The sequence below is a fragment of the Pseudomonas sp. RC10-4-2 genome (assembly GCF_050433085.1).
In the GTDB taxonomy this organism is placed as follows: domain Bacteria; phylum Pseudomonadota; class Gammaproteobacteria; order Pseudomonadales; family Pseudomonadaceae; genus Pseudomonas; species Pseudomonas aeruginosa.
The window spans coordinates 1-25,904 of record NZ_JBNPXX010000006.1 but is presented as its reverse complement, the minus strand read 5'-3'; the positions used below and the strand labels follow the sequence as shown (position 1 = coordinate 25,904).

Genomic DNA, 25,904 nt, shown 5'->3' with positions numbered 1-25,904 from the left:
CGAACCGGGGAGCGCGGCCGGTCAGGCGTCGGGAATGGGCTCGAACGGGGTTTCCTTGTCGGTCCGCTCGCTCTTGCCCCAGGCCGCGATGCCGACCTTGATGGCGTAGAACAGTACGCTGAACACCACCAGCAGGAACAGCACGGTCAGACCGGCGTTGATGTAGGCGTTCAGCACCACGTGCTGCATCTGGCCGATATCCTTGGCCGGCGCCAGCACCTGGCCAGCATCCAGCGCGGTGGCGTACTTCTCGCCAAGGGCGACGAAGCCGACCGCCGGGTTGCTGTCGAAGATCTTGATCAGGCCCGCGGTGGTGGTGCAGATCAGCAGCCAGGCCGCCGGCAGGATGGTGACCCAGACATACTGCTGGCGCTTCATCTTGATCAGGACCACGGTGGCGAGCATCAGCGCGATGCCGGCGAGCATCTGGTTGGAAATGCCGAACAGCGGCCACAGGGTATTGATCCCGCCGAGCGGGTCGACCACGCCCTGGTACAGCAGCCAGCCCCACAGCGCCACGCAGCCGCCGGTGCCGATGATGTTGGCGGTCCACGACTCGGTCTTCTTCAGCGCCGGCACGAAGTTGCCCAACAGGTCCTGCAGCATGAAGCGCCCGGCACGGGTGCCGGCGTCCACCGCGGTGAGGATGAACAAGGCCTCGAAGAGGATCGCGAAGTGGTACCAGAAGGCCATGGTGTTCTCGCCCGGCAGCACCTGGTGGAGGATGTGCGCGATCCCCACCGCCAGGGTCGGCGCGCCGCCGGCACGGGCCAGGATGGTGGTCTCGCCGATGTCCTGGGCGGTCTGGGTGAGTTGCTCCGGCGTGATGGCGAAGCCCCAGCTGCTGACGGTCGCGGCCACCGCGTTGACGTCGGCGCCGACCACCGCCGGCGGGCTGTTCATGGCGAAGTAGATGCCCGGCTCGATCACCGAGGCGGCGACCATCGCCATGATCGCCACGAAGGACTCCATCAGCATGCCGCCGTAGCCGATGTAGCGGGCGTCGGGCTCGCGGTTGAGCAGCTTCGGCGTGGTCCCCGAGGAGATCAGCGCGTGGAAGCCGGACACCGCGCCGCAGGCGATGGTGATGAACAGGAACGGGAACAGGCTGCCTTTCCAGACCGGGCCGGTGCCGTCGGTGAACTGGGTCAGGGCCGGCATCTTCAGTTCCGGCATGACGATCAGGATGCCGATCGCCAGGCCGATGATGGTGCCGATCTTGAGGAAGGTCGACAGGTAGTCGCGCGGCGCCAGCAGCAGCCACACCGGCAGTACCGAGGCGACGGCGCCGTAGCCGATCAGCATCCAGGTGATCTGGATTCCACTGAAGGTGAAATGCGGCGCCCATTCCGGACTGGCCGCGACCTGCCCGCCGAGCCAGATCGAACCGAGCAGGAGGAACACCCCGATGATCGAGATCTCGCCGATCCGGCCGGGGCGGATGAAGCGCATGTAGACGCCCATGAACAGCGCGATGGGAATGGTCGCGAGGACGGTGAACATGCCCCAGGGGCTGTCGGCCAGAGCCTTCACCACGATCAGCGCGAGCACCGCGAGGATGATGATCATGATCAGGAAGGCGCCGAACAGCGCGATGGTCCCGGCCACCTGGCCCATTTCCTCGCGCACCAGCTCGCCCAGCGAGCGGCCGTTGCGACGGCTGGAGATGAACAGGACCATGAAGTCCTGCACCGCGCCGGCGAGGACTACGCCGGCGATCAGCCAGAGGGTGCCGGGCAGGTAGCCCATCTGCGCGGCAAGGACCGGACCGACCAGCGGACCGGCGCCGGCGATGGCGGCGAAGTGGTGGCCGAAGAGGATGTGCTTGTTGGTCGGGACGTAGTCCAGGCCATCGTTGTTGAGTACCGCGGGAGTGGCGCGGTTGGGGTCCAGTTGCATCACCTTGCTGGCGATGAACAGGCTGTAGTAACGGTAGGCGACCAGGTAGATGGCCACCGCCGCCACCACGATCCACAAGGCGTTGATCGCTTCGCCACGACGCAGGGCGACGACGCCCAGGGCCGCGGCGCCCACGATCGCCACCACCAGCCAGGCGAGGTGACGTAGCAGGCTATTGTTATTGTTCATAGTGTTTGGCTTCCGACAGATGGAGGGCGCAGTTCTGCAGCGAAAATTCTAGCCGCGAACCGACCAGGGGTCATACGACCTTAGTCTAGAGCGGTTACCGCGCGATGGCGGTAGGCGCAATGTCGCAGGAATCCGCCGGAAAAGTCCATGGCCGACAAGGGCCGGCCAGGCGAAAACGCTTCGGCGCGGCCTTGCCCTCTCCGTAGGAAGCGCCCTGGGAAAACGCCGCATGCCCAAGCCGTTCGTCTGCCGTGGCAACGAAGGCGGCAACCTCCGGCGGGCAGGACGCGCACACGAAAAAGCCCGCCGTAGCGGGCTCTTTCCTGGGCCTGAGGTCTCAGGCCGGTTGCTTGGCGTAGCGCGCCAGGGTGCCGTCGCGACTCATCACCGCCAGGGTGTTGCTCAGGACCTGTTCGCCCGTCGCATCCTTGCTCGCGAAGATCTCGCCGAAATGCTGCTGGGTGACCTGGGCGAAGTGCGCCCGGTCCTTGGCTTCCACGCCGAGCAGCACGGCATAGGCGTCGAGCGCTTCGCCCTGGCCCTTGGCCATGTCCTCGGCGATGTTGTCGAGCATCCCGTTCATGGCGAAGATCGAGCGGCCGCCATAGCCCAGGCGTGCATTGGTGTTGCAACCGTTGGTCCCGGAGGTCATGCCGAAGGTGGCGTTGCCCGAGGTACCGTTGGTGGTGGTGGCCAGCAGGTGCGGGAACAGGCCGCGCTGGCCCTCGAACACCATGTTGCCCCAACCACAGCCATTACCGCCTGCCGCGTCGGCGTGTGCCGTCATGCTGCCCAGGCTCAGCAGCCCCAGAACCAACCCCTTGCTCAAAAGTCGCTTGTCCATGTCTGCGCTCCGCAGTTGTATTTTGGAGAAAAACGCTTTAGCAGCTTTGGCGAGACTTGACGAACTGTCAAACTCGGACACATGCCGCCGATCCAGCCGCACAGGCGGGGACGGACGGCACCGCCGATCGAATTCCGCCACTTCCCCGCCGGCATGGCTTGGCTATAGTGGTATCCAGCAGCGCGCACCGAGGGATCGCGACATGAGTGACCAGCACGACGAACGTCGACGTTTCCACCGGATCGCCTTCGACGCCGACAGCGAGATCCTCCAGGGCGAACGGCGCTGGGAGGTCTTGCTCCACGACGTCTCCCTGCACGGCATCCTGGTCGGCCAGCCGCAGGACTGGAACGGCGACCCGCAACGGCCCTTCGAGGCCCGCCTGTACCTGGGCCTGGATGTACTGATCCGCATGGAGATCAGCCTGGCCTGGGCTCGCGACGGCCTGCTCGGCTTCGAATGCCAGCACATCGACCTCGACTCCATCAGCCACCTGCGCCGCCTGGTGGAACTGAACCTGGGCGACGAGGAACTCCTCGAGCGCGAGCTGGCCCTGCTGGTCAGCGCCCACGACGACTGAGGCGGGTCACTCGAAGAGGGCGTCCAGGGCCTGCTCGAGGCGCGTCACGGCGATCACCTGCAATCCCGCCGGCGCCTCCTTCGGCGCGTTGCCGAGGGGTACGATGGCACGCTTGAAACCATGCTTGCCGGCTTCCTTCAGGCGCTCCTGGCCGCTCGGCACCGGACGCACCTCGCCGGACAGCCCGACCTCGCCGAACACCAGCAGGTCGTGCGGCAGCGGGCGGTTGCGCAGGCTGGACATCACCGCCGCCATCAACGCCAGGTCGGAGGCGGTTTCCAGCACCTTGACCCCACCCACCACGTTGAGGAACACGTCCTGGTCGTAGGTCGGGATACCACCGTGCCGGTGCAGCACCGCCAGCAGCATCGCCAGGCGGTTCTGGTCGAGGCCCAGGGTCACCCGCCGCGGATTCGCCAGGTGACTGGTGTCGACCAGCGCCTGGACCTCCACCAGCATCGGCCGCGAGCCTTCCCAGGTGGCCATCACCACGCTGCCGGGCACCGCTTCCTGGGCCCGCGTGAGGAAGATCGCCGAAGGGTTGCTCACTTCCTTCAGGCCTTTGTCGGTCATGCCGAACACTCCCAGTTCGTTGACCGCGCCGAAGCGGTTCTTCACCGCCCGCAGCAGGCGCAGGCGGCCGTCTGATTCGCCCTCGAAATACAGTACGGTGTCGACCATGTGTTCGAGCACCCGCGGGCCGGCCAGGGCGCCTTCCTTGGTCACGTGGCCGACCAGGAAGATCGCCGTGCCGCTCTGCTTGGCATAGCGCACCAGCATCGCGGCGCTCTCGCGGACCTGGGCGACGCCGCCCGGCGCCGATTGCAACTGCTCGGTGAAGATGGTCTGGATCGAGTCGATCACCATCACCCGCGGCTGCTCCTGGCGCGCGGTGGCGATGATGGTTTCGATGCTGGTCTCGGTCATCACCTTGAGCTTGTCTTCCGGCAACGACAGGCGCCGCGCGCGCATCGCCACCTGCTGCTGGGATTCCTCGCCGGTGACATACAGCGCCGGGACGCGGCTGGCCAGGTTGCAAAGGGTCTGCAGGAGAATGGTCGACTTGCCGATGCCGGGATCGCCGCCGATCAGCACCACCGAACCGTCCACCAGGCCGCCGCCGAGAACCCGGTCCAGTTCGGTGGAGCCGGTCGTGAAGCGCGGCATTTCCTCGACGCTGACCTCCGCCAGGGTCTTCAGGTTGGCCTGCTGGCCGGCCCAGCCGCCGCGGCCGGAGCCGCTCGGCGCGGCCTCGACGACGGTCTCCACCAGGGTGTTCCAGGCCCCGCAGTCCGCGCACTGGCCGGCCCATTTCGGGAAGGTCGCGCCACACTCGGTGCAGCCGTACATGCGCTTGGCCTTGGCCATGGGAACTCCTCTCGCGGGCAAAGCGCAGATGATAGCCGCTGGCTTGATTCCGATCAGCCTCGATCGACCGCGCTTCGCGCGACACTGATGGCCGGACAAGGAGACTTCCATGCGCACACTGCTGTTCCTGCACCTGCTGGGTGCCGCGATCTGGGTCGGCGGCCACCTGGTCCTGGCCCTCGGCATCCTCCCCGGCGCCCTGCGCCGCCGCGATCCCCAGGCGATCCGCGCCTTCGAGCAGGTCTACGAGCGGATCGGCATCCCCGCCCTGCTGCTGCAGGTGGTCAGCGGCCTGTGGCTGGCCAGCCTGTGGCTGCCGTTCGACCACTGGTTCGGCGCCACGTCGGTGGCCCGTGCCCTGCAGCTCAAGCTGCTGCTCCTGGCGGCGACCGCCGCCCTGGGCGTGCATGCGCGCCTGCGCCTGATCCCGAACCTGGACGCCGAGAGCCTGCCGAAGCTGGGCTGGCACATCGCCGCGATCACCCTGGTGGGCCTGGGTTTCGTCGCGGTCGGACAGAGTTTCCGTTTCGGCGGCGCCTTCTGAGCATGCCCACATGAAAAAGGGCGCCGGAGGCGCCCTTTTTCATGCCGTTGTCGTGAATGAATCAATGGCCTTTTCCGTTGGCCTTCCTCAGCCTCTCGGCGATTTCGTCCTTGAGTTGCACCCGTTGCTGCTTCAACCCCTGCAGCGCCAGGTCGTCGAGGGGTTCGCGACCGCCCTCGACCTCATAGATGCGCTTGTCGAGGCTCTCATAGTCCGCCGCCAGGCGAGTGAAGTGGGCGTCGTTGCCATGAAGTTGCTTCAGTTCGGCATGAAAATCCGGAAACTCCCGGGAAAGCGGATGTTGCTCGAGCGGCATGACGGACCTCCTCTGACGTTGTATACGACACCTCCAGACTAGCCCAGCAGGCCTCCTCCGAACATTGCCCCCGATCACCTCGCCGCCGCAGTGCCGTTCAGTTCGCCGCGTCGCAGGCTTTCCACGCTGTTGCCCAGCGCATCGCGGGCGCCAAGGTCGGCACCGCGCGCCGACAGCGCCTGGAGCAGCTCCTCGCGCTCGAACAGCGCCGCGTACATGGCCGCGGTCTGCCCTGCGCCGTTGCGCTGGTCGGGGCTGCATTGCGCGCCGATCAGGCGCCGGGCGATGCGGACCTCGCCCTTGAAGATGGCGCCCATCAGGGCGGTGTTGCCGCGCGCATCCTGGACGCAGGGGTCGGCCCCGGCCTCCAGCAATTGTTCCACCGCTCCGCCATGGCCGTGGTAGGCGGCCAGGATCAGCCCGGTATAGCCCTTGGCATCCTGCACATCGAGGTCGAAGCCGGCCTCGACGAACTCCTTCAGCATGGCCTGGTCACCGCGTCGGGCGGCATCGAAGAAGTAGTCGCGCAACCGCGCTTCGACCTCGACCCCATGCACCTCGCCAGCTTGCGCGGCCAGCGCCGCGAGCAGCAAGCCTGCCAGAATCCAACCTCGCATCGTCGTCATCTCCCACCAAACCGATAGAGGAAGGGCGGCCTGGATGGCCGCCCCGGTTGCGATCAATCCTGGAGCTTCGCCGCCAGTTGCCGGACGCGCTGCAGATCGGCCCCGGCCACCTTGGCCAGGCCCGTGCCGTAGTCGCTGTCAGCCTTGTAGAAGTAGGAAAGCATGATGTACTTGCTCTCGTCGTCGGTGATCGCCAACGCCCCGCCGAGACTGGCGATCAGGTCGGCCTGGTCCTTCTTGCCGTAGGAGCGGAACAGCTCGCCGGTCTGCTTGAAGTTCTGCTCGCGCTGGATCTTCGCCTGCTGGGTGGTGCCGCTCAGCGGGGTCCGCACGTAGCGGGCGCTGGCCTGCTCCTCGCGCGGATCGAGCCGGCTCGGCTGGTAGTTCACCCCGCTGGTACTGTGTCCGGCGTTCAGCGCGCCGTCCTGGTTGACGGTATTGACCTCGCTGCGCGGGCGGTTGACCGGCAGGCCCAGGCCGTTGGCGCCGACCCGGTACATCTGGGTATCGGCGTAGGCGAACAGCCGTCCCTGGAGCAGGCGATCCTCGGAGGGCTCGATGCCCGGCACCAGGTTCGACGGCGCCATGGCGACCTGTTCGGTTTCCTGGAAGAAGTTGTCGACGTTGCGGTTCAGCACCATCTGGCCGATCTTGCGCTCGGGAATGCCCGGCCAGATCTTGGTCGCGTCCAGCGGGTCGAAGTCGAATTTCGCCAGGTCCTCGGGCTTGAGCACCTGGATGTACAGGTCCCATTTCGGGAAGTCGCCCTTCCGGATCGCGCTCACCAGGTCATTGGTCATGTGGCTGTAGTCGCGCCCCTGGACTTCCGCCACCTGTTTCGGATCGAGGTTCTTCTGGCCCTGCAGGCTCTTCCAGTGGAACTTCACGTAGTGCACTTCGCCCCTGGCGTTGACCAGCTTGTAGGCATGCACGCTGTTGCCGTCCATTTCCCGGTAGCTGGCCGGGGTGCCCTCGTTGGAATACAGCAGGGTCAGGGTGCGGGTCGCCTCCGGCACGTGGGAGAAGAAATCGAAGCGTCGCGAGTCGTCGTCGAGGTTGCTGCGCGGGTCCGGCTTGAAGGCATGGACCATGTCCGGGAACTTGATCGCATCGCGGATGAAGAAGGTCGGGAAGTTGTTGCCCACCAGGTCCCAATTGCCGTCTGCGGTATAGAACTTGGTGGCGAAACCGCGCGGATCGCGCAGGGTTTCCGGGGAGTGGTTGCCGTGCACCACCGCGGAGAAGCGCACGAATACCGGGGTCTTCTCGCCCTTGCGGAAGACCTTGGCCATGCTCAGGTCGCTGATATCGGCACTGGCGACGAACTCGCCATGGGCGCCGGTGCCGCGGGCATGCACCACGCGTTCGGGAATACGCTCGCGGTCGAAACGTTGCAGCTTCTGCAGCAGTTGCACGTCCTGCAGCAGCACCGAACCGTTGGGCCCGGCGGTCTGCGAGTTCTGGTTGTCGCCCACTGGCGCACCGTTGTCACGGGTCAGGGTCGCGGCCTGCACGGACAGCGACAGGAGGCTGGCGGTCAGGCTTGCCGCCACCAGCAGGCGGCCGGGACGGAAGGCGTTCAGGGAAGGGTTCATGGAAGAGCTCCTAATGGCTTGTCAGGCGTCTTGTTGCGCCCGACCAAGGTAAGGAGCGCCGCCGGCGACGCTAAATTGAAAAACCTCACCGCGCCGATTAGGAATATCAATGCGCCCATGAATCGCAAAAAGAAATAAAAAAGACCGCCAGCCGAAGAAAGCCCGCGCTGGTGCACCAGGCACTCCCAGTTCGCTCGCCGGTAAACGAGTTCACCTTCGTTATTTGCCTGCGAAGTTAGGTCGGAGAACCTCGCCACTCCAACTTCAACTTCCGGCATCTGCATGGCGCAGTTCCAAGTTGCCGAAGTTGCTTTGTCTTCTTTCTTGGCGAATTCCTGAAAATCGACATGAGTGTAATGTTTTTCCTCTAAACTTCGTTTCTCCCCACAAGACCCGACGCAAACGTATGCCTTGCGAATTTTCGCGTTGCCGGGGGGAACCAAAACACCAATCTTCCAGCCTGAGCAACTTGCCGAAGGCTGCATTAGACTGCCTTTACCTATTAGCGAAATACAGGGAGTGAACCCATGGGTCTTCTGAGTGAATTCAAAGCCTTTGCCGTCAAGGGCAATGTCGTGGATATGGCTGTCGGTATCATCATCGGCGCGGCCTTCGGCAAGATCGTCTCGTCCTTCGTGGGCGATGTGATCATGCCGCCGATCGGACTGCTGATCGGCGGAGTCGACTTCTCCGACCTGGCAATAACGTTGAAGGCCGCCGAAGGCGACGTGCCGGCGGTGGTGCTGGCCTATGGCAAGTTCATTCAGACCGTACTCGACTTCGTCATCGTGGCCTTCGCCATCTTCATGGGGGTCAAGGCGATCAACCGCCTCAAGCGCGAAGAAGCCGTCGCGCCGTCCGAACCGCCAGTGCCGAGTGCCGAGGAAACCCTGCTGACCGAGATCCGCGATCTGCTGAAAGCCCAGCAGAACAAGTCGTGATCGCGTCGGCGGAACAATGAAAAAGGGCCCGAACGGGCCCTTTTTCATTGCCGGACAACACGCCGGGCGGCAGCGTTATCCGCCGCTACTGCGCGGGCACGCACCTACCAGTAGTTCTCCACCGCCACCTGCCCCGGGCGCCGCGTCAGACTGAGGTTCATGCCGCGAGCCTTCAGCACGGCGCGGGTGTCCTCGATCATCTGCGGGTTGCCGCAGAGCATCACTCGCGAATGCTCCGGGGTCAATTCCAGGTCGGCGACACGCTCCAGATCGCCGTTCTCGATCAGCGTGGTGATACGTCCGTTCAGGCAACCGGGTACCTGCTCGCGGGTCACCACCGGAATGAACTGCAGCTTGTGGGCATGCTCGGCCAGGTATTCGCGCTCGGCGAGGCCGGCGATCAGCTCGCGGTAGGCCAGCTCCTTGCTCTCACGCACGCTGTAGACCAGCTTGATGCTTTCGAAGCGCTCCCAGACTTCGAAGTCCTGCAGGATCGAGACGAACGGCGCCACACCGGTACCGGTGGCCAGCAGCCAAAGGTCACGACCATCCACGAAGCGGTCGAGGGTGAGGAAGCCGAAGGCCTGGCGATCGACCAGCAACTGGTCGCCCTCGCGCAGGCGGCTGAGTTCGCTGGTGAACTCGCCGTCCGGGACGACGATGGAAAAGAAGTCGAGGAATTCGTCATGAGGCGCCGAAACCATCGAGTAGGCGCGCCAGACGATACTGCCGCTGGGCTTGTACACGCCGAGCCGGGCGAATTGCCCGGCGCGGAACCGGAATCCCGCGTCACGGCTGGTACGCAGGGTGAACAGGTTGGGAGTCAGAGGCTGCACGTCGAGCAGCGTCTGGCGGGTGAATTTCTCTTCGCTGGCGGTCATGGTCCGCTCCGGATACCGATACTCCCCTAGTGTCCCGCAAAGCACCCGGCAGAAACACCCGCAAGGCTTGTGGCTATCCCCGCTGACGGGAATAGCCAGCGGCCGATCAGCGCTTGCGGTTGACCACCTGGGCCGCGCGCAACACGTCACTACCGATCTGCGCCTCGTAGTTCTTCCACAGCGGCTTCATGGCGTTGCGCCAGGCCTCGTGCTCTTCCGCGCTGAGGCTGACCAGGCGGCTCTTGCCGGCTGCCAGCAGGTGCTCGCGCTCCTTCTGGTTGAGCGCTTCGGCTTCCTTGTTCACCACCAGGGTGACCTCGTCGACGATGCTCTCCAGTTCGGTGCGGGTCTGGTAGGGGATGCTGGTCCAGAATGCCGAGCTGGTGATCAGCATGTAGCTGAGCGCACCGTGATTGGTCTCGGTGATGTACGGCTGCACGCTGTCGATCTTCTGTCCGGCGAGGTTCGACCAGGTGTTCTCGGTGCCCTGCACGCTGCCGGCCTGCATGGCCTTGAGGGTCTCGGCGTAGGACAACTGCTTGGCGGTGGCGCCGAGCATGGCGAACTGCGCTTCCAGCACCGACGACGGCTGGATACGGAAGACCAGGCCCTTGGCATCGTCCGGCCGGTGCAGCTCGCGAGTGGCGGAAAGCTGCTTCATGCCGTTGTTCCAGTAGGCCAGGCCATAGATACCGTGCTTGGCCATGGAGCGCAGCAGTTCGCGGCTCTTGTCGCGCTTCTGGAAACGCTTCAGGGCCTCCAGGTCATCGAACAGGAACGGCAGGTCGAACACCTGGAGTTGCTTGGTATAGGGCTCGAACTTGGACAGCGAGGTGGCCAGCATCTGCACCTTGTTGGCGCGCAGGGCCTCGATCTCATCGGCGTCGCCGAACAGCGTCGAGTTGGGGTAGACCTCGACCTTGACCTTGCCCGGCAGACGCTCCTCGGCAAGCTTCTTGAACAACAGCGCCCCCTTGCCCTTGGGCGTGTCGTCGGAGACCACATGGGAGAACTTGATCACGATCGGGCCGGCGTCCTCGGCATGGGCGACGGCGGAAACGGCGAACAGTGCGGCGAGCGCCACACCGACAAACGGCTTGAACATCGATGTACCTGTGCGATGGCAACGACGAGCCCCGCGACGGCTCGCACGGGTCTCGTTCGGAAAACGGGTTGGGTGACGGTCACCGCTCGAAGTGGCGAAGGCGCCCGTCCAGGCGCTACCGGGTCATGACAGGCGCTATCGAAGCCCTAGCCCGGTTATTATTGGCGTGCCCGGCTGGATGACTCGTCGGTAAGGAAACGACTAACCAGAGCCGGGTAAAGAATTTTTCGGCATATCCGTGTGCCGCACAAGCTGGAGAACTCCAACCAGCTCTCAGTTTCGACAGATTGTTAATTGACGAGCGGGATTCGCCCCGCCGGGAACCCGATGCCTCTATTCGCCACCCCCTTCGCCCAGCTCGACCTGGTCCGCCAGCCCGAGCAGGACGGCGAGCCCCTCCAGGCGTTCGATGCCGCCGACGAATACCTGCTCAACCAGTTGCACGAACGGGGCGTGACGGCGCAATGCCGGGTGCTGGTCCTCAACGACGCCTTCGGCGCCCTCGCCGCGAGCCTGGCGCCGCACGTCCAGGTCACCAGCAGCGGCGATTCGCACCTGGGCTTCCTCGCCCTGCGCAAGAACCTCGCGCGCAACGGCCTCGACCTGGGTTCGGTGCGCTTCGTCCCGGCCAGCGAAACCGCCGTGGGGCCCTTCGATCACGTGCTGGTCAAGGTGCCGAAGACCCTCGCGTTGCTGGAGGAGCAACTGATCCGCCTGCACGGCCAACTGGCACCGGGCGCGCAGGTCGTCGCCGCGGGGATGGTCAAGCACTTGCCGCGCGCCGCCGGCGACCTGCTGGAACGCTACATCGGCCCGATGCACGCTTCGCTGGCGGTGAAGAAGGCCCGCCTGCTGATCGCCGAGGCAGCGGAGCGCCCGCAACCGCGCTCGCCCTATCCGACCCGCTATCGCCTGGAGCAGCCGCCGCTGACGCTGCTCAACCACGCCAACGTATTCTGCCGAGAAGGTCTCGACATCGGCACCCGCGCCTTCCTCCCGCACCTGCCGCGCAGCCTCGGCGCGCTACGCGCCGCCGACCTGGGCTGCGGCAACGGGGTGCTCGGCATCGCCTACGCGCTGCTCAACCCGCAGGCCGAGCTGGCCCTGGTGGATGAGTCGTACATGGCCGTGCAGTCGGCGCGGGAAAACTGGCGAGCGGCGCTGGGCGAGCGGCCGGCGACGTTCCGCGCCGACGATGGCCTGGCCGGCCAGGCGGCGGGCTCGCTGGACCTGGTCCTGTGCAACCCGCCGTTCCACCAGCAGCAGGTGGTCGGCGACTTCCTCGCCTGGCGCATGTTTCTCCAGGCTCGCGATGCCCTGGCGGCGGGCGGCGAACTGTGGATCGTCGGCAACCGCCACCTGGGCTACCACGCCAAGCTCAAGCGGCTGTTCCGCGGGGTCGAGCAGGTCGCGGCGAATCCGAAGTTCGTGATCCTGAAAGCGGGAAAATAGTCAGCCGAGCGCCGCCGGGGTGTCCACGTCGCGGAGTACGCCCGGATCGTCGCACGGCACCTCGCACCAGGCCGGACGATAGGCCTGCAGCACACGGCGCGCGCCCTGGTCGCCGTCCAGTTGCGCAAGCGCGTCCCAGAAAGCGCGGCCGAACAGCACCGGATGGCCGCGCTGACCGTCGTACAGGGGAAACACGATGGCTTCGGGAGTGGCCATCGCGGCCAGACGCTCGAGGGTATCGGCGGCGATCCAGGGCATGTCGCCGAGCAGGACGGCGATGGCCCGGGCCGTGCTGTTCCTCGCCGCCGCGACGCCGGCGGCCAGGCTGTGGCCCATGCCCAACGATGCATCGAGGCTGTGGACAAGCCGCTGCTGCGCCGGCAGGCCCAGGCTCGCCGGGGTGTCTCCGGCACGCACCACCACCCGCACCTCGGCGAACGCCTCGCGCGCCCGCGCCACGCTGGCCGCCAGCAGGGTCGTGCCATCAGCCAGGCGCGCCAGGCGCTTGTCGCTGCCGAAGCGGCGCCCCTGCCCGGCCGCCAGGACCAGGCACAGCACCTCGTCGGCGGCGACCATCAGAGCCGCTCGCGGGGAATGCCGTTGCGGATGCGAAGAATGTCCGCCAGCACCGCCAGGGCGATTTCCGCCGGCGTCTTGCTGCCGAGGTTGAGGCCGATCGGCGCGTGGATCCGCGCCAGTTCGGCATCGCCCAGGCCGCCGATGCGCCGCAGGCGCTCGAAGCGTTTCTCCGAGGTCGCCCGCGATCCCATCACGCCGATATAGAAGGCTTCGGTACGCACCGCCTCGAGCATCGCCAGGTCGTCGATCTTCGGATCGTGGGTCAACGCCACCACCGCCGTATCGGCGTGGCAACCGCCGTCGGCGATGAACAGCGAGGGCAGCTCGCGACGGATCTCGATGCCCTCCAGCACCACGCCGCGCAAGGCTTCTTCGCGCGGGTCGCAGAGGATCACCTCGAAGCCCAGGCCCTTGCCGAACTCGGCGCAGGCATGGGCGACGCTGGAATAGCCGGCCAGCAGCAGGCGCTGGGCAGCGCCGACGCGCAAGCGCACGCACTCGCCGTCGCGTTCAGCCCGAGGGCCGTGGCTGGAATCGTCGCGCAGGCTGCGCGCGCCGCTGCCCAGCTCGACCTCGCGCAGCAGGCGGCGCTGACCAAGCAACGCCGACTCCAGCTCGCGCAGATGGGCCTGGACATCGCAGCCCGGCGCCAGGTTTTCCACCAGTACGTCGAGGATGCCGCCGCAGGGCAGGCGGATGTTCGAGTTCGGGTCGTCGGCCTCGCCGTAGCGCACGATCACCGCGGGATCGGGGAAACCGCCGGCGGCGACCCGCTCGAGGAAATCATCCTCGACGCAGCCGCCGGACAGCGAGCCGATCCATTCACCGCTGGCGTTCACCGCCAGCAGCGATCCCGGCGCGCGGGGCGCCGAGCCGTAGGTCGTGAGCACGGTACAGAACCACACCCGTTCGCCGCCCACGGACCACTTCAGCGCCTTGCGGACCACCTGTAGATCGAGGTGTTGCACGATTCACTTCACCTTGACGGTATGCGCCGAAGCGCTCTCCATCTTCAATTGCGCGACCTGTTGGGGACCGAGGTCACCGGGCAATCCGCCCCAGGTCTGGCGCAGGTAGTTGAGCAGGTCCGTGAGTTGCTCGTCGTCGAGTTTCCCGGCGAAACCGGGCATCGGTTGCATGCGTTCGAAGCCGGTGAACTGCTGTTCGACGATGCCGTCTTCGATCACTCGCAACAGATTACGCGGGTCTTGCAGGCGCAGGGTAGTGTTGCCGTTCATCGCCACCGCGATATGCGGCTTGCCCTCGCCTTCGCCGCCGTGGCAGCCGGCGCAGACGTTGAGGTACTGCTGGCGACCGCGCTTGCCGCTGTCGTTCAGCTGCGCCTCGGGCAGCGCCTGGACCACCTTGGCCGGCGGCGGCTGGTCGCCGAGCAGGTAGGTGGCCATGGCTGCCAGGTCGCTGTCGTCGAGGTGCTGGGTGCTGTGGTGCACCACCGGGAACATCTCGTTGAACATGCTGCCCTGGGCGCTCATGCCGTGCTTGAGGAAGCTCGCCAGGTCCGGCTGGGTCCAACCGCGCGCGGCAAGGTCGCCGGGCAGCAGGCTGGGCGCCAGGTAGCCGTTGAGCAGGCCGCCGCTCAGGCGCTTGTCCTGCTCCAGGGCGCCGGCCAGGTTGCGCGGGGTATGGCACTCGCCGCAGTGGCCGAGCACCTCGACCATGTACTGCCCGCGCTTCCAGGCCTCGCTGCGCCCTTCCTCCGGCTGCAAGCGCACGCTCTTGCCGTAGAGCAGGTTCCAGCCGGCCAGGCCCATGCGCACGTTGAACGGGAAGCTCAGGCTGGTCTGCGGCGCCGGCCGGGCGATCGGCTCCTGGGCCATCAGGTAGGCGTAGATGGCGTCGGCATCCTCGCGCTCGATCAGGTGATAGGAGGTGTAGGGCATCGCCGGATAGAGGTAGGCGCCGTCCTTGCGCTTGCCCTCGGTAAGAGCGGCGAAGAACTCGTCGGCGCTGTAGGCGCCGATGCCGTGTTCCTTGTCCGGGGTGATGTTGGTGCCGTAGATGGTGCCGAACGGCGACTGGATCGGCAGCCCGCCGGCGAACGGCGCGCCGCCCTCGGCGGTATGGCAGGCCATGCAGTCGGCGGCGCGGGCGAGGTATTCGCCGCGCTTGACCAGCGCCGCGTCGGCGCCGGCGGCGGAGGCCAGGAACGGCGACAGCGCGGCCAGCGCCAGGGCGAGGCCGGAAAGGGTGCACTTCATCCTCAAGCCTCCTTGACCAGGCCGAGTTCGTCGAGCACGTCGCGGGTGGCGCTGTAGTAGCGCACGTAGCCGGTGCAACGGCAGATGTGATGGCCGAGGCTGTCCTCGATCGCCTGCTCCAGCTCGCTGCGCTTGATCGGCTGGCGCTGGGCTTTTTCCACCAGCACGGTGGCGGCGTTGACGAAGCCCGGCGCGCAATAGCTGCACTGGAAGGCGAACTGGTCGACGAACTTCTGCTGGATCGGGCTCAGCTCGCGGATGTCGCCGTTCTCGTCGCGCTGGGCATGGCCCTCGATGGTGCGAACCTTCTTGCCGTCGAAGTAGTGCGCGCCGGTGATGCAGGTGCGCACTTCCTCGCTGGTGCCGTCCGGATTGTCGACGATCACCACGCAGGCATGGCAGATGCCCTGGCCACAGCCCAGGCGCGAGCCGGTGAGGTTCTGGTATTCGTGCAGGTAGTCGATCATCGGCAGGTCTTCGGCGACCTCCACCGGACCGACGGCTTGACCGTTGAGGGTCATCTGGAGCTTGCGGTTAGCCATGGAGGGCCTCCTTGATGCGGGCGGGAGTGATGGGCAGGTCGCGGACGCGCTTGCCGGTGGCGTGCGCCACGGCGTTGGCGATGGCGCCGACCACCGGGATCATCACCACCTCGGCGATGCCCTTGGCCGGATCGGTCGGTGACAGCGGCGGTAGGATCTCCGCCGTCTGGTTCCACACCGCCACGTCCTTCGCCCGCGGCAATCGGTAGCGGTTGAAGTTCCAGTCCCCTTCCGCGGGGCCGCCCTCGTAGAGCGGCATTTCCTCCAGCAGCGCATGGCCGATACCCATGGCGATGCCGCCCTCCAGCTGGCCCTTGACCAGCTCCGGCACCAGCACCCGGCCGCACTCGATCCAGGAATGGTGGTCGAGCACCTGCACCTCGCCGCTGCCCTTGTTCACCTTCAGCTCGACCAGGGTCGCCACCGGACTGTAGTAGGTGACCATCGCGTTGTTCAGCTGGGTCGCCGGATAAGCCGGATTCTGCCGGTCGAGCAGGTGGAAGCCGGCGCTGTTCATCATCGCCTTCTTCACTCCCGGCGCACCGTCGCCGTACTTCACCGCCATGGCGTCGAGCGGCAGGCGTTCGCGCACGCCATCGATGACGAAGTCCGCCTCGGCCCAGCTCCAGCGGTTGAAGCCGTGGACGCTGACGCCGGTGACCAGGCCCATCTCGTGGGCCTTCTTCGCCAGCTCGGCGAAGGGAATCGGCGCCAGGCCGTTGCCGGTCAACTGGCCGTCGACCCATACCGCGTTTTCGCGGCGCACCACATAGGGATTGGCCTGGCCGCCGAACGGACCGCTGCGCCACAGCTCCAGGGCCGCCGGCCACAGGCCGTGGTTGAACAGCACGCGCGCGGCTTCGCGGGTGGCGTGGCTGAAATAGAACGCCGAGTTGGTCGCCGACGACGGCGAGGCCAGCTTGCCGACCCAGCGCGGATCGCGTAGCGCGGCGTCCTGCTCGGCCTGGCTCATCAGGTAGGGATTGCCCTTGGTGGTGAGCCGCAGCTCGGGCCATTCGGTCTCGGCGGTCTTCACCTCGTCCGCCGGACGGCCGAGGAAGTCGCCGACCACGAAGGCCTGCGAGGTGGACATCCCGGTACCGATCTCGGTGCCGATGTGGCGCAGGCTGATGCGCCCGTCGGCGCTGAACTCGATGCTCGCCATCGGCGCCTCGGCACCGGTGCCGAAGTCCTTCTGGCAAATGGCGAAGCCGACCCCATACCAGTTGTCCGGGTCCTCCGCGTCGTAGCGCTTCTTGCGTGCGTCGCGGTCCTTCCAGACCTCGTGGGCAGCGGCCTTGTCGAGGATCTCGTGCAGGCGCAGGGCACCGGCCGGGACCGCGCCCTGGGTGTTCTTCATGCCCGAGCGCAGGGCGTTGCGACGACGCAGGTCGATGGCGTCGACGCCCAGCCGGCCAGCGATCTCGTCGACCATCATCTCGGTCGCGGCCATGGTCTGCAGGGTACCGTAGCCGCGCATCGAGCCGGCCTCCACGCCGCGCGAATGATAGGCGGTGACCGCCAGGTCGTTCTGCGGCATGTAGTAGATCGACTGCGCGGCGGTGGCGCCCACCGCCGCCACCGAGGCGCTGTAGTTGGCGCGCCCGCCGCCGTCGGCGCTCATGTCGGCGCGGAAGATGCGGAAGCCGAGGTCGTTCCTGTCTACCGCCAGTTGGTAGCGGATGTCGAACGGGTGGCGCTTGATGCCGCTCTGGAACTGCTCGTAGCGGTCGTTGGCCAGGCGCACCGGCACACCCTCGCCATACAGCGCGGCGAGCGCGGCATAGAAGACGAAGATGTTGTTGTCCTTGGAGCCGTAGCCGACGGTATAGCCCGGATGGATGTTGAGCTTCTCCAGGGCGAAGCGCGACGGCTTGATCATGTGCACGCTTTCGTAGGCGACTTCGAACGGGCACTGGGTGGCGACCACGAAGTGCAAGGTCTTACTCGCCGCGTCGTACCAGCCGTTGCCGTTGTCCGGCTCTAGTGCCGCCGGCTCGATCGATGGGGTCTTGTAGCGCTCGTCGAAGACCAGCCAGTCCTGCGGCGGGTTTTCCAGTTGCTCGGCCATGCGCTTGGCATGGAACAGCCCCTGCTCGGTGAGGTCGCCGTGCAGCTTCGGCTCGCGGGTCCATACCGGTTTGCGGTTGAGGATGGTGGGGAACAGCATCGAGTCCTTCAGGCTGGAGAACTCGTCGTCCTCGTAGGGCGTCTTGCCGCCGACCCGGACGAAGCGATAGCTGCCGTAGGGATCGCCCTGGTACAGCGGGGCCTGGGCGCCATAGCGGATCGCCTTGTCGTTGAACTTGAGCTTGAGCTTGGCCCGGCGGAAGCGCTCGAAGTCGTTCCAGATCAGGATCGCCACCGGATGGCCGATGAACATCGGCACCTTGCCCGGCGGCAGGAGCGGATCGGGCGAATGCGCCTCGGGGAAGACGATGCCGTCCTTCTCCAGGTCGGCGGCGGTGACGATACGGTCCGGCTGCAATTCGGCGCCCAGCCAGGAAAGGTCGTGGCCTTCGTAGATGCGGTCGGCGCGAACGGTCTTCAGCAACATGGCGTGGCCTTGCTGCTGCGGCCAGCCGGGCATGTCCCTGGCGCGGATATCGCGGGCGAACACCTTGTTGCCGCAGACCTTGGACAAGGCGTCGTTACGGAAACGGACCTGGCCGTTGCCCGCCATCCAGCGCTGGGCGGAAACGGTCACCTGGTTCTCGAACAAGGCAGCGAACGCCTGGCTGCCGAGCGGCGCCAGGGTGACACCCACGCCGGCGATCAACCCGCCCTGGAGAAAGGCGCGCCGGGATATATCACGGTTGGACATGCAAGTTCCTCTGGGTGGTACGGTTCCCACCCATGTCGTTATTCAGGCTTGAACAGCTCGTCCGGACGGACGAGGTGGAGCACGCAGGCGGAAAAACCTGACTCAGTAGTTAATTTTAGCGACAAGTCGCACCCGAGGAAAAGTCCCGTCTACCGCTGGAAGGCCCCATGGACACTCGACTTTGGTCGTCCGCCAGGTCGGCTCCAACCTTTTCGTGCGCTTCTCTGAATCTTCGATTTCGGCAATGGCAACAGCCAAGAGGTAACCGCATGTTACTCTCCGCCCTCCTCTCGAAACGCCCGACCCCAGCATGTCCAGCCAACCCAGCTCCCTGCTCCGCCATCGTCCCTTCCTCGCCTTCTGGCTGGCCCGCGTCTGCACCGCCAGCGGCTTCCAGATGCTCACCGTGGCCATCGGCTGGCACATCTACGAACTGACCGGCAATGTCCTCGACCTGGGCCTGGTAGGCCTGGTCGAATTCCTCCCGCGGGTACTGTTCATGCTCCACACCGGGCACGTTGCCGACCGCTACGACCGACGCAGAATCGCCGCCCTCTGCCAGACCGGCCAGGCCCTGGTGGCGGTGGCGCTGGTGCTCGGCGCGGCTTCGGGAGAGATCACCCGCAACATGATCTTCGTCCTCGCCTTCGCCCTCGGTACCGCCCGCGCCTTCGAAATGCCGACCACCCAGGCGCTGCTGCCGAACCTGGTACCGGCCGGACTGTTCCCGCGCGCGGTGGCCGCTTCGGCTTCGGCGATGCAGGCGGCGACCATTGCCGCCCCGGCCCTCGGCGGCCTGCTCTATGCGTTCGGTGCCTCCTGGGTCTACGTGCCGACCGCGACTCTCTACGTCCTCGCCTGCGTCCTGACGCTCAGCCTGCCGGTACGCAACCAGCCGCTCACCCAGGGCAAGGCCACCCTCGACTCGCTGCTCGCCGGCATCCGTTTCATCCGCAGCCGACCGGACATCTTCGGCGCAATCTCCCTCGACCTGTTCGCCGTGCTCCTCGGCGGCGCCACCGCCCTGCTCCCGGTGTTCGCCAAGGACATCCTGCTCACCGGGCCCTGGGGCCTCGGCCTGCTGCGCTCGGCTCCAGCGGTGGGCGCCCTGGCGATGTCGTTCTGGCTGGCGCACTTCAGCATCGAACGCAACGTCGGGCGGATCATGTTCCTCTCCGTGGGCATCTTCGGCCTGGCAACCATCGCCTTCGGCCTGTCGAAATCGTTCTGGCTGTCCCTCGGCGTGCTGGTGGTACTCGGCGCCGCGGACATGGTCAGCATGGTCATCCGCGGCGCCTTCGTGCAGCTCGAGACCCCCGACGAGATGCGCGGCCGGGTCAGCGCGGTGAACGGCCTGTTCATCGGCGCCTCGAACCAGCTCGGCGAGTTCGAGTCCGGGCTCACCGCACACTGGTTCGGCACGGTACCGGCAGTGGTCCTCGGCGGGATCGGCACCCTGGTGGTCACCGGAGCATGGATGAAGCTGTTCCCTAGCCTGGCGCAACGCGACCGCCTGCACTGAGGCCAATGCCGTCGCGCGTCGCTGCCCCGACAGCGGCGTATCGGCGATAACGCCTGGGGCGTTATCCGTCCTCCCCATGGAACACCGCACCTTCTCGGCAATAAGAAAGCCCGGCATCGAGCCGGGCTTTTCTCGCACCTTGCGGCGTGATCCGCGGTGTCAGGCGGGGCGCCGCATCTCCCGATGCAGGCGGTCGACGGTGCGCTCGCTACCGTTGTCGGCCAGGCGCAGATCGACGCGCCCCATGTCCTTGTGCAGACGGTCGACGGTCTGTTCGCTGCCGTTCTCGGCCAGGCGCGCCTCGCGGCTGGTCATGTCGCGGTGCAAGCGATCGATGGTCTGCTCGCTGCCGCTTTCGGCGACCCGGCGTTCTTCCTGGACGCGCGGCGCCTGGGTCTTGCGCAGGCGCTCGAGGGTACGGTCGGAACCGTCGGAGGCGATCAGTTGTTGGGCACCGCGCAGGGCGATGGATTCGACCCGCGGTGCGGCGAAGGCGGCATTGGCGGTCAGGGTAGCAAGGGCGATGGCGAGGATCAGCGGGCGTTTCATGGCAGTGGCTCCAGGTATTCGTTACGTGGGGCCATTCTCTGTTCGGGAAACTCGATTGGAAAACGAAGCGCGCCAATAGTATTCATCGACGTTTGAAATAGTGCGAATAACCGCTCTAGCACAGCAGTTACAGCAAGAATACGCCTCTCCGACCGACCTCGACACGGATTGACGGCATCGATATGAAGAATCGAAGAAATCGAAAGTTTGAGAAAAACACTCGGAATTGAGCACGGACCTCCCTCTCCGCAGAACCGGAGAGGGGCTCCGTCAGCAGCCTCCGGAACGGAGGCCGGCAGGGTTCAGAAGCGCGCCACCACGTTGAACAGGACCCGCGTCTCGCGCTTCCCATCGCGCTGGTCGGCTGGCTCGCCGATGACCTGGCGGGCAATCTCCGGGTTGAACGACAACTGGTCGGTGAGGTTGAAGCGCACCCCGGCACCGATCGAGCCGAGCTTCTGCTGCTCGTCATCGTCCACGTCGAGGTTGTAGGTCTTGCCCCAGTCGTAGAAAGCGTAGGCCTGGTAGCTGCGCAGCCAGCTATAGCCCACCGCCTGGCCATAGCGCGGTTCGAGCTTCAGGGCGAAGCCACGGTCACCGGTGATGTTGCCCGGGGCGAAGCCGCGACCGATCCCGCTGCCGCCAACGCCGAAGCGCTCGCTCGGCAGCAACGGGTCGAAGCTGTACTGCCATTGCAACTCGCCATACACCGACCAGGGTCCGCCGAGCCCTTGCAGACGCCCGATGTTGCCGTTGAGATAGACGAAACGTCCGTCGGCCACTTCGCGGGAACGACGTTCATCGTCCTTCTTGGTCGCGCCCCACATGTCCAGGCCGATGTTGTTGCGCACCTCCGCCAGGTTGATGCCCATCCAACGGTCGACCCAGTCATAGGTCAGGCGTTGCTGGAACACCCGCACATGGTCACGACCGGGGTTCGAGGCGTCGCTGGCGAAGTCGCGCAGGCGGGTCTCGGTATCCTTCCACTGCAACGCCAGGCCGCCGCTCAGGTTCTGCGAGCGCGAGCGGATGAAGGGATGGTTGTAGGAAATGCTGCCTTCGGTGCTCTTGCTGACGCTGTCGAAGGGGAATACCGAGTCCGGGATGTCCGGGTTGACCTTCGAATAGGAACCCATGATCTGCAGGGTATCGCCGGCGAACATGCCGCCCAGCGGCAACGTGCCGCGCAACTGGATGTAGCGGGTGGCATCGCTGAACGGCGAGATCGCACCGAGCACGTCGATCTGCTCGTAGAAGCCCAGGCGGGAGAACTCGGTGGCGCCGAAGGCCAGGGTGGTCGGGTCGGTGTAGTGCGAACCGCGGTTGTCGAGGCTGACGAAGCCTTCGTATCGCTGCTGCTGCAAGGCCACGTCGAGGTTCGACGAGCCCAGCGCCTGACCCGGGCTGAGCACGCTCTGCACGTTGACCCCCGGTAGGTCGCCGACCAGCAGCAGGCCGCGCTCCAGGGTATCGGCATCCAGCGGACGTTTTTCGGTCAGCGGTGCGAGCAGTTCCTCCACCCGCACCCGCGGCCCATCGACGGTTCCCTTGATCTGCACGTGTTCGAGGTAACCCTCGATCACCTGCAGGCGTACCTTGCCGCCCTCGATGCTCTGCTCCGGCACCACTACCTGGGTCAACAGGTAGCCGTCCTGGCGGTACTTGGCGGTGAGGCGGTTGGCCAGGTCGACCAGTTCGGCCAGGGACACCTGCTTGCCGAGCATATGCTGGTAATAGGACTCGAGCACCGCCTTGTCATAGCGGGTGTTGCCTTCGATGCGTATCTCGCGCAGTTCGAAGCGGATCTGTTCGCTGCCTTGCGGCGCGACCTGCTTGGGCACCACCAGCGGCGCCTCGGGCTTGGCCTGCGGCTCGCTGCGGGGCTTGAAGCGTTCATCGAGCTGGGATGGCTGTACAGTCCCTGGCAACTCCACGGCGGCGGCGGAAGCTGCCAGCATCCCGCAGCCACAGAGCGTCACCCAGCGAAGCGTCCATTGCGAAGGTTTCATCATTCACCTCGGGCAGATGACGCACTACCGCCCGGAGACGATAGTGCGCATTGCGAAAAGGGTTAGAAATTCAGAGGCTTGTTGAAGCAGCTCCAGTAGTCGGCCAGGTAGCTCTGGTTCGAGCAACCCGCCCCACTCTCGGCCTCTGCCCTGAGCGGACGATCGGTGAACTGCCCCACCCGCTTGGCGCTGGCGTCCTCCGCCGGACCCGCGGCGGTAGCCGGCAGCAGGTTAGGATCGCTGACGTCCATGCCCAGAGCGTAGGCGCGCAGGAACGGGTTTTCGAGGAACGGGTTTTCCAGCGTGGTGGTGCGGTAGACCGCATCCCCGGGGGTATCCGGATCGCGCCCCTTCTGCAGTTCGCGCAAGTCGGAGAGCGCTGCCAGTTGCCCCAGGTCGCCCGGCGTGACCGGCAGCGGCAGGATGCTCAGCAGGTTGCCCTGGTAGTTGAGCTGGTAGTTGCCGCTGGTGAGGGCAAGCCCACCCTGGAGGATGTCGTACTGGCCTACGGCTTCGCCGCCCACCCGACCGAGCCCGCCGGCGAGCACCTGACCGGCGCTATCGCCATTCTTCAGGCCGGAAACCTGATAGGTCAGCGCCGGGTCGGCGGTGCCGACCTGCTTGCTCTTGGCATCGGCGAATACGTTGAGCAGCGCCTTGGTGATGGTCAGGTCATTACCCTGGTAGGCCAGGTCATAGTTGCCACTGGTCAGCACCAGGCCGCCCTGGTTGATGCCATACACACCCACGTTCTCGCCTGCGTCGCGGTTCAGCCCGCCGGTCAGGATCGAGCCGGCGCTGTCACCGTTCTTCAGGCCGCTGACCTGGTAGGTCAGGCTCGGGTCGGCGTCGCCATAGACCTTGGTCTTGCCGTCGGCGATCACATTGAGCAGTGCCTTGGTGATGGTCAGGTTGTTGCCCTGGTAAGCCAGGTCATAGTTACCGCTGACCAGACCCAGGCCACCCTGCTGAATCGCATAGTTGCCTACGTTTTCGCCGGAGACACGAACCAGGCCGCCGCCATTGAGCACCGCGCCAGCGGTATCGCCGTTCTTCAGCCCGGAAACCTGGTAGGTCAGTGCCGGATCGGCATCGCCATAGACCTTGGTCTTGCCGTCGGCGATCACATTCAGCAGCGCCTTGGTAATGGTCAGGTTATTGCCCTGGTAGCTCAGATCGTAGTTGCCGCTGTTCAATGCCAGGTCGCCCTGATTGATGCCATACACACCCACGTTCTCGCCTGCGGCGCGGTTCAGCCCGCCGGTCAGGATCGAACCGGCGCTGTCGCCGTTCTTCAGGCCGCTGACCTGGTAGGTCAGGCTCGGATCGGCATCGCCGTAGACCTTGGTCTTGGCATCAGCGATCACATTCAGCAGTGCCTTGGTGATGGTCAGGTTGTTGCCCTGGTAAGCCAGGTCATAGTTACCGCTGACCAGGCCCAGTCCACCCTGGTTGATGCCGTACACGCCGACATTCTCGCCAGCCACGCGGCTCAGGCTGCCACCGTTGAGCACCGCGCCAGCGGTATCGCCGTTCTTCAGGCCACTGACCTGGTAGGTCAGGCTGGGATCGGCATCGCCGTAGACCTTGGTCTTGCCGTCGGCGATCACATTCAACCGTGCCTTGGTGATGGTCAGGTTGTTGCCCTGGTAGCTCAGATCGTAGTTGCCGCTGTTCAATGCCAGGTCGCCCTGGTTGATGCCATACACACCCACGTTCTCGCCTGCGGCGCGGTTCAGCCCGCCGGTCAGGATCGAACCGGCGCTGTCACCGTTCTTCAGGCCGCTGACCTGGTAGGTCAGGCTCGGGTCGGCATCGCCGTAGACCTTGGTCTTGGCATCGGCGATCACATTGAGCAGTGCCTTGGTGATGGTCAGGTTGTTGCCCTGGTAGCTCAGGTCGTAGTTACCGCTGTTCAATGCCAGGTCGCCCTGGTTGATGCCATACACACCCACGTTCTCGCCTGCGGCGCGGTTCAGCCCGCCGGTCAGGATCGAACCGGCGCTGTCGCCGTTCTTCAGGCCGCTGACCTGGTAGGTCAGGCTCGGATCGGCATCGCCGTAGACCTTGGTCTTGGCATCAGCGATCACATTCAGCAGTGCCTTGGTGATGGTCAGGTTGTTGCCCTGGTAAGCCAGGTCATAGTTACCGCTGACCAGACCCAGGCCACCCTGCTGAATCGCATAGTTGCCTACGTTTTCGCCGGAGACACGAACCAGGCCGCCGCCATTGAGCACCGCGCCAGCGGTATCGCCATTCTTCAGGCCGCTGACCTGATAGGTCAGGCTCGGGTCGGCATCGCCGTAGACCTTGGTCTTGGCGTCGGCGATCACATTCAGCAGCGCCTTGGTGATGGTCAGGTTATTGCCCTGGTAGCTCAGGTCGTAGTTACCGCTGTTCAATGCCAGGTCGCCCTGGTTGATGCCGTACACGCCGACATTCTCGCCAGCCACGCGGCTCAGGCTGCCACCGTTGAGCACCGCGCCAGCGGTATCACCGTTCTTCAGGCCGCTGACCTGGTAGGTCAGGCTCGGATCGGCATCGCCGTAGACCTTGGTCTTGGCGTCGGCGATCACATTCAGCAGTGCCTTGGTGATGGTCAGGTTATTGCCCTGGTAGCTCAGGTCGTAGTTACCGCTGTTCAATGCCAGGTCGCCCTGGTTGATGCCATACACACCCACGTTCTCGCCTGCGGCGCGGTTCAACCCACCGGTCAGGATCGAACCGGCGGTATCACCGTTCTTCAGGCCGCTGACCTGGTAGGTCAGGCTCGGATCGGCATCGCCGTAGACCTTGGTCTTGGCGTCGGCGATCACATTCAGCAGCGCCTTGGTGATGGTCAGGTTGTTGCCCTGGTAAGCCAGGTCATAGTTACCGCTGACCAGACCCAGGCCACCCTGCTGAATCGCATAGTTGCCTACGTTTTCGCCGGAGACACGAACCAGGCCGCCGCCATTGAGCACCGCGCCAGCGGTATCGCCATTCTTCAGGCCGCTGACCTGGTAGGTCAGGCTCGGGTCGGCATCGCCATAGACCTTGGTCTTGGCGTCGGCGATCACATTCAGCAGCGCCTTGGTGATGGTCAGGTTGTTGCCCTGGTAGCTCAGATCGTAGTTGCCGCTGTTCAATGCCAGGTCGCCCTGGTTGATGCCGTACACGCCGACATTCTCGCCAGCCACGCGGCTCAGGCTGCCGCCGTTGAGCACCGCGCCAGCGGTATCGCCATTCTTCAGGCCGCTGACCTGGTAGGTCAGGCTCGGATCGGCATCGCCGTAGACCTTGGTCTTGGCGTCGGCGATCACATTCAGCAGCGCCTTGGT

Annotated in this window: 22 protein-coding genes; 5 read left to right on the top strand and 17 right to left on the bottom strand. The window is 65.5% G+C overall.

Annotation, left to right across the window (positions count from 1 at the left end; genetic code table 11):
- Nucleotides 1-21: 21 nt before the first annotated feature.
- Together FHW81_RS23825 and FHW81_RS23820 are read right to left on the bottom strand one after the other, a co-directional pair.
- Nucleotides 22-2,088, bottom strand: a complete 2,067-nt coding sequence (locus FHW81_RS23825) for a carbon starvation CstA family protein (RefSeq protein ID WP_003094859.1) — start codon at nucleotides 2,086-2,088, stop codon at nucleotides 22-24.
- 337 nt (nucleotides 2,089-2,425) lie between these two features.
- Nucleotides 2,426-2,932, bottom strand: coding sequence for a DUF3015 domain-containing protein (locus FHW81_RS23820; RefSeq protein WP_003094862.1), 507 nt, complete (start codon nucleotides 2,930-2,932; stop codon nucleotides 2,426-2,428).
- A gap of 202 nt (nucleotides 2,933-3,134) precedes the next feature.
- Here FHW81_RS23820 and mapZ point away from each other — a divergent pair, with 202 nt between their 5' ends.
- Complete coding sequence (mapZ, locus tag FHW81_RS23815; protein ID WP_003094864.1) at nucleotides 3,135-3,512, top strand: cyclic di-GMP-binding protein MapZ; 378 nt, start codon at nucleotides 3,135-3,137, stop codon at nucleotides 3,510-3,512.
- Nucleotides 3,513-3,518: 6 nt separating this feature from the next.
- Here mapZ and radA read toward each other — a convergent pair whose 3' ends face one another.
- The gene (gene radA / locus FHW81_RS23810) at nucleotides 3,519-4,880 is read right to left on the bottom strand and encodes a DNA repair protein RadA (protein ID WP_003094867.1); all 1,362 of its coding nucleotides are present in this window, start codon (nucleotides 4,878-4,880) and stop codon (nucleotides 3,519-3,521) included.
- Between the two features lie 109 nt (nucleotides 4,881-4,989).
- On the opposite strand from radA, the gene FHW81_RS23805 reads away from it, so the two are divergent.
- Entirely contained in the window at nucleotides 4,990-5,424 is a 435-nt protein-coding gene (locus FHW81_RS23805) for a CopD family protein (RefSeq protein ID WP_003104889.1), read from the top strand.
- Between the two features lie 61 nt (nucleotides 5,425-5,485).
- On the opposite strand, the gene FHW81_RS23800 is transcribed toward FHW81_RS23805, so the two are convergent.
- The 4 genes from FHW81_RS23800 to FHW81_RS23785 form a co-directional block, all read right to left on the bottom strand.
- Nucleotides 5,486-5,740, bottom strand: coding sequence for a YdcH family protein (locus FHW81_RS23800; protein WP_003104887.1), 255 nt, complete (start codon nucleotides 5,738-5,740; stop codon nucleotides 5,486-5,488).
- A gap of 74 nt (nucleotides 5,741-5,814) precedes the next feature.
- Nucleotides 5,815-6,366 (bottom strand): ankyrin repeat domain-containing protein, encoded by a 552-nt coding sequence (locus FHW81_RS23795; protein ID WP_003121338.1) that lies wholly within the window; start codon nucleotides 6,364-6,366, stop codon nucleotides 5,815-5,817.
- 53 nt (nucleotides 6,367-6,419) lie between these two features.
- Nucleotides 6,420-7,961, bottom strand: a complete 1,542-nt coding sequence (gene katB / locus FHW81_RS23790; RefSeq protein ID WP_003094881.1) for a catalase KatB — start codon at nucleotides 7,959-7,961, stop codon at nucleotides 6,420-6,422.
- The gene (locus tag FHW81_RS23785) at nucleotides 7,958-8,446 is read right to left on the bottom strand and encodes a hypothetical protein (RefSeq protein ID WP_169433242.1); all 489 of its coding nucleotides are present in this window, start codon (nucleotides 8,444-8,446) and stop codon (nucleotides 7,958-7,960) included. Before FHW81_RS23785 ends, katB begins: the two co-directional genes overlap by 4 nt.
- 42 nt (nucleotides 8,447-8,488) lie before the next feature.
- Here FHW81_RS23785 and mscL point away from each other — a divergent pair, with 42 nt between their 5' ends.
- Nucleotides 8,489-8,902, top strand: a complete 414-nt coding sequence (gene mscL / locus FHW81_RS23780) for a large-conductance mechanosensitive channel protein MscL (RefSeq protein ID WP_003104883.1) — start codon at nucleotides 8,489-8,491, stop codon at nucleotides 8,900-8,902.
- Nucleotides 8,903-9,006: 104 nt separating this feature from the next.
- Here mscL and FHW81_RS23775 read toward each other — a convergent pair whose 3' ends face one another.
- Nucleotides 9,007-9,783 (bottom strand): ferredoxin--NADP reductase, encoded by a 777-nt coding sequence (locus tag FHW81_RS23775; RefSeq protein ID WP_023084835.1) that lies wholly within the window; start codon nucleotides 9,781-9,783, stop codon nucleotides 9,007-9,009.
- Between the two features lie 106 nt (nucleotides 9,784-9,889).
- Complete coding sequence (locus tag FHW81_RS23770; RefSeq protein WP_003094894.1) at nucleotides 9,890-10,888, bottom strand: DctP family TRAP transporter solute-binding subunit; 999 nt, start codon at nucleotides 10,886-10,888, stop codon at nucleotides 9,890-9,892.
- 327 nt (nucleotides 10,889-11,215) lie between these two features.
- On the opposite strand from FHW81_RS23770, the gene FHW81_RS23765 reads away from it, so the two are divergent.
- Nucleotides 11,216-12,340: a methyltransferase gene (locus FHW81_RS23765; protein ID WP_003112793.1), complete on the top strand. Its 1,125-nt coding sequence runs from the start codon at nucleotides 11,216-11,218 to the stop codon at nucleotides 12,338-12,340.
- Here FHW81_RS23765 and FHW81_RS23760 read toward each other — a convergent pair whose 3' ends face one another.
- Genes FHW81_RS23760 through FHW81_RS23740 form a run of 5 tightly spaced genes read right to left on the bottom strand, consistent with a single transcriptional unit; the run spans nucleotide 12,341 to nucleotide 18,504 of the window.
- Nucleotides 12,341-12,916: a nucleotidyltransferase family protein gene (locus tag FHW81_RS23760; RefSeq protein ID WP_034054408.1), complete on the bottom strand. Its 576-nt coding sequence runs from the start codon at nucleotides 12,914-12,916 to the stop codon at nucleotides 12,341-12,343. It lies immediately after the preceding gene.
- A complete protein-coding gene (locus FHW81_RS23755) occupies nucleotides 12,916-13,887 on the bottom strand; it encodes an XdhC family protein (protein ID WP_034037353.1) in 972 nt (323 codons plus the stop codon). The genes FHW81_RS23760 and FHW81_RS23755 overlap by 1 nt, the downstream gene beginning before the upstream one ends.
- A 3-nt stretch (nucleotides 13,888-13,890) precedes the next feature.
- Nucleotides 13,891-15,138, bottom strand: a complete 1,248-nt coding sequence (locus FHW81_RS23750) for a cytochrome c (protein WP_034054407.1) — start codon at nucleotides 15,136-15,138, stop codon at nucleotides 13,891-13,893.
- A gap of 2 nt (nucleotides 15,139-15,140) precedes the next feature.
- Entirely contained in the window at nucleotides 15,141-15,680 is a 540-nt protein-coding gene (locus FHW81_RS23745; RefSeq protein WP_003110882.1) for a (2Fe-2S)-binding protein, read from the bottom strand.
- Nucleotides 15,673-18,504: a xanthine dehydrogenase family protein molybdopterin-binding subunit gene (locus tag FHW81_RS23740; protein WP_009316241.1), complete on the bottom strand. Its 2,832-nt coding sequence runs from the start codon at nucleotides 18,502-18,504 to the stop codon at nucleotides 15,673-15,675. Before FHW81_RS23740 ends, FHW81_RS23745 begins: the two co-directional genes overlap by 8 nt.
- Nucleotides 18,505-18,814: 310 nt before the next feature.
- Here FHW81_RS23740 and FHW81_RS23735 point away from each other — a divergent pair, with 310 nt between their 5' ends.
- Nucleotides 18,815-20,026 carry an MFS transporter gene (locus FHW81_RS23735; protein WP_003110884.1) on the top strand — a complete coding sequence of 404 codons (1,212 nt, stop codon included), beginning with the start codon at nucleotides 18,815-18,817 and terminating at the stop codon, nucleotides 20,024-20,026.
- A gap of 159 nt (nucleotides 20,027-20,185) precedes the next feature.
- On the opposite strand, the gene FHW81_RS23730 is transcribed toward FHW81_RS23735, so the two are convergent.
- From FHW81_RS23730 to FHW81_RS23720, 3 genes are all read right to left on the bottom strand, one after another.
- A complete protein-coding gene (locus FHW81_RS23730) occupies nucleotides 20,186-20,575 on the bottom strand; it encodes a hypothetical protein (RefSeq protein WP_003106768.1) in 390 nt (129 codons plus the stop codon).
- A 302-nt stretch (nucleotides 20,576-20,877) separates the two neighbouring features.
- The gene (cdrB, locus tag FHW81_RS23725) at nucleotides 20,878-22,584 is read right to left on the bottom strand and encodes a two-partner secretion system transporter CdrB (RefSeq protein ID WP_003094915.1); all 1,707 of its coding nucleotides are present in this window, start codon (nucleotides 22,582-22,584) and stop codon (nucleotides 20,878-20,880) included.
- 62 nt (nucleotides 22,585-22,646) lie between these two features.
- On the bottom strand, nucleotides 22,647-25,904 hold a 3,258-nt coding region (locus FHW81_RS23720), incomplete at its 5' end, for an MBG domain-containing protein (RefSeq protein ID WP_429480611.1).

Excerpts from the sequence above, each read along its gene's own strand:
- FHW81_RS23825 (WP_003094859.1), bottom strand. The coding sequence starts at position 2,088 with ATGAACAATAACAATAGCCTGCTACGTCACCTCGCCTGGCTGGTGGTG.
- FHW81_RS23820 (WP_003094862.1), bottom strand. The coding sequence starts at position 2,932 with ATGGACAAGCGACTTTTGAGCAAGGGGTTGGTTCTGGGGCTGCTGAGC.
- mapZ (WP_003094864.1), top strand. The coding sequence starts at position 3,135 with ATGAGTGACCAGCACGACGAACGTCGACGTTTCCACCGGATCGCCTTC.
- radA (WP_003094867.1), bottom strand. The coding sequence starts at position 4,880 with ATGGCCAAGGCCAAGCGCATGTACGGCTGCACCGAGTGTGGCGCGACC.
- FHW81_RS23805 (WP_003104889.1), top strand. The coding sequence starts at position 4,990 with ATGCGCACACTGCTGTTCCTGCACCTGCTGGGTGCCGCGATCTGGGTC.
- FHW81_RS23800 (WP_003104887.1), bottom strand. The coding sequence starts at position 5,740 with ATGCCGCTCGAGCAACATCCGCTTTCCCGGGAGTTTCCGGATTTTCAT.
- FHW81_RS23795 (WP_003121338.1), bottom strand. The coding sequence starts at position 6,366 with ATGACGACGATGCGAGGTTGGATTCTGGCAGGCTTGCTGCTCGCGGCG.
- katB (WP_003094881.1), bottom strand. The coding sequence starts at position 7,961 with ATGAACCCTTCCCTGAACGCCTTCCGTCCCGGCCGCCTGCTGGTGGCG.
- FHW81_RS23785 (WP_169433242.1), bottom strand. The coding sequence starts at position 8,446 with ATGCAGCCTTCGGCAAGTTGCTCAGGCTGGAAGATTGGTGTTTTGGTT.
- mscL (WP_003104883.1), top strand. The coding sequence starts at position 8,489 with ATGGGTCTTCTGAGTGAATTCAAAGCCTTTGCCGTCAAGGGCAATGTC.
- FHW81_RS23775 (WP_023084835.1), bottom strand. The coding sequence starts at position 9,783 with ATGACCGCCAGCGAAGAGAAATTCACCCGCCAGACGCTGCTCGACGTG.
- FHW81_RS23770 (WP_003094894.1), bottom strand. The coding sequence starts at position 10,888 with ATGTTCAAGCCGTTTGTCGGTGTGGCGCTCGCCGCACTGTTCGCCGTT.
- FHW81_RS23765 (WP_003112793.1), top strand. The coding sequence starts at position 11,216 with ATGCCTCTATTCGCCACCCCCTTCGCCCAGCTCGACCTGGTCCGCCAG.
- FHW81_RS23760 (WP_034054408.1), bottom strand. The coding sequence starts at position 12,916 with ATGGTCGCCGCCGACGAGGTGCTGTGCCTGGTCCTGGCGGCCGGGCAG.
- FHW81_RS23750 (WP_034054407.1), bottom strand. The coding sequence starts at position 15,138 with ATGAAGTGCACCCTTTCCGGCCTCGCCCTGGCGCTGGCCGCGCTGTCG.
- FHW81_RS23745 (WP_003110882.1), bottom strand. The coding sequence starts at position 15,680 with ATGGCTAACCGCAAGCTCCAGATGACCCTCAACGGTCAAGCCGTCGGT.
- FHW81_RS23740 (WP_009316241.1), bottom strand. The coding sequence starts at position 18,504 with ATGTCCAACCGTGATATATCCCGGCGCGCCTTTCTCCAGGGCGGGTTG.
- FHW81_RS23735 (WP_003110884.1), top strand. The coding sequence starts at position 18,815 with ATGTCCAGCCAACCCAGCTCCCTGCTCCGCCATCGTCCCTTCCTCGCC.
- FHW81_RS23730 (WP_003106768.1), bottom strand. The coding sequence starts at position 20,575 with ATGAAACGCCCGCTGATCCTCGCCATCGCCCTTGCTACCCTGACCGCC.
- cdrB (WP_003094915.1), bottom strand. The coding sequence starts at position 22,584 with ATGAAACCTTCGCAATGGACGCTTCGCTGGGTGACGCTCTGTGGCTGC.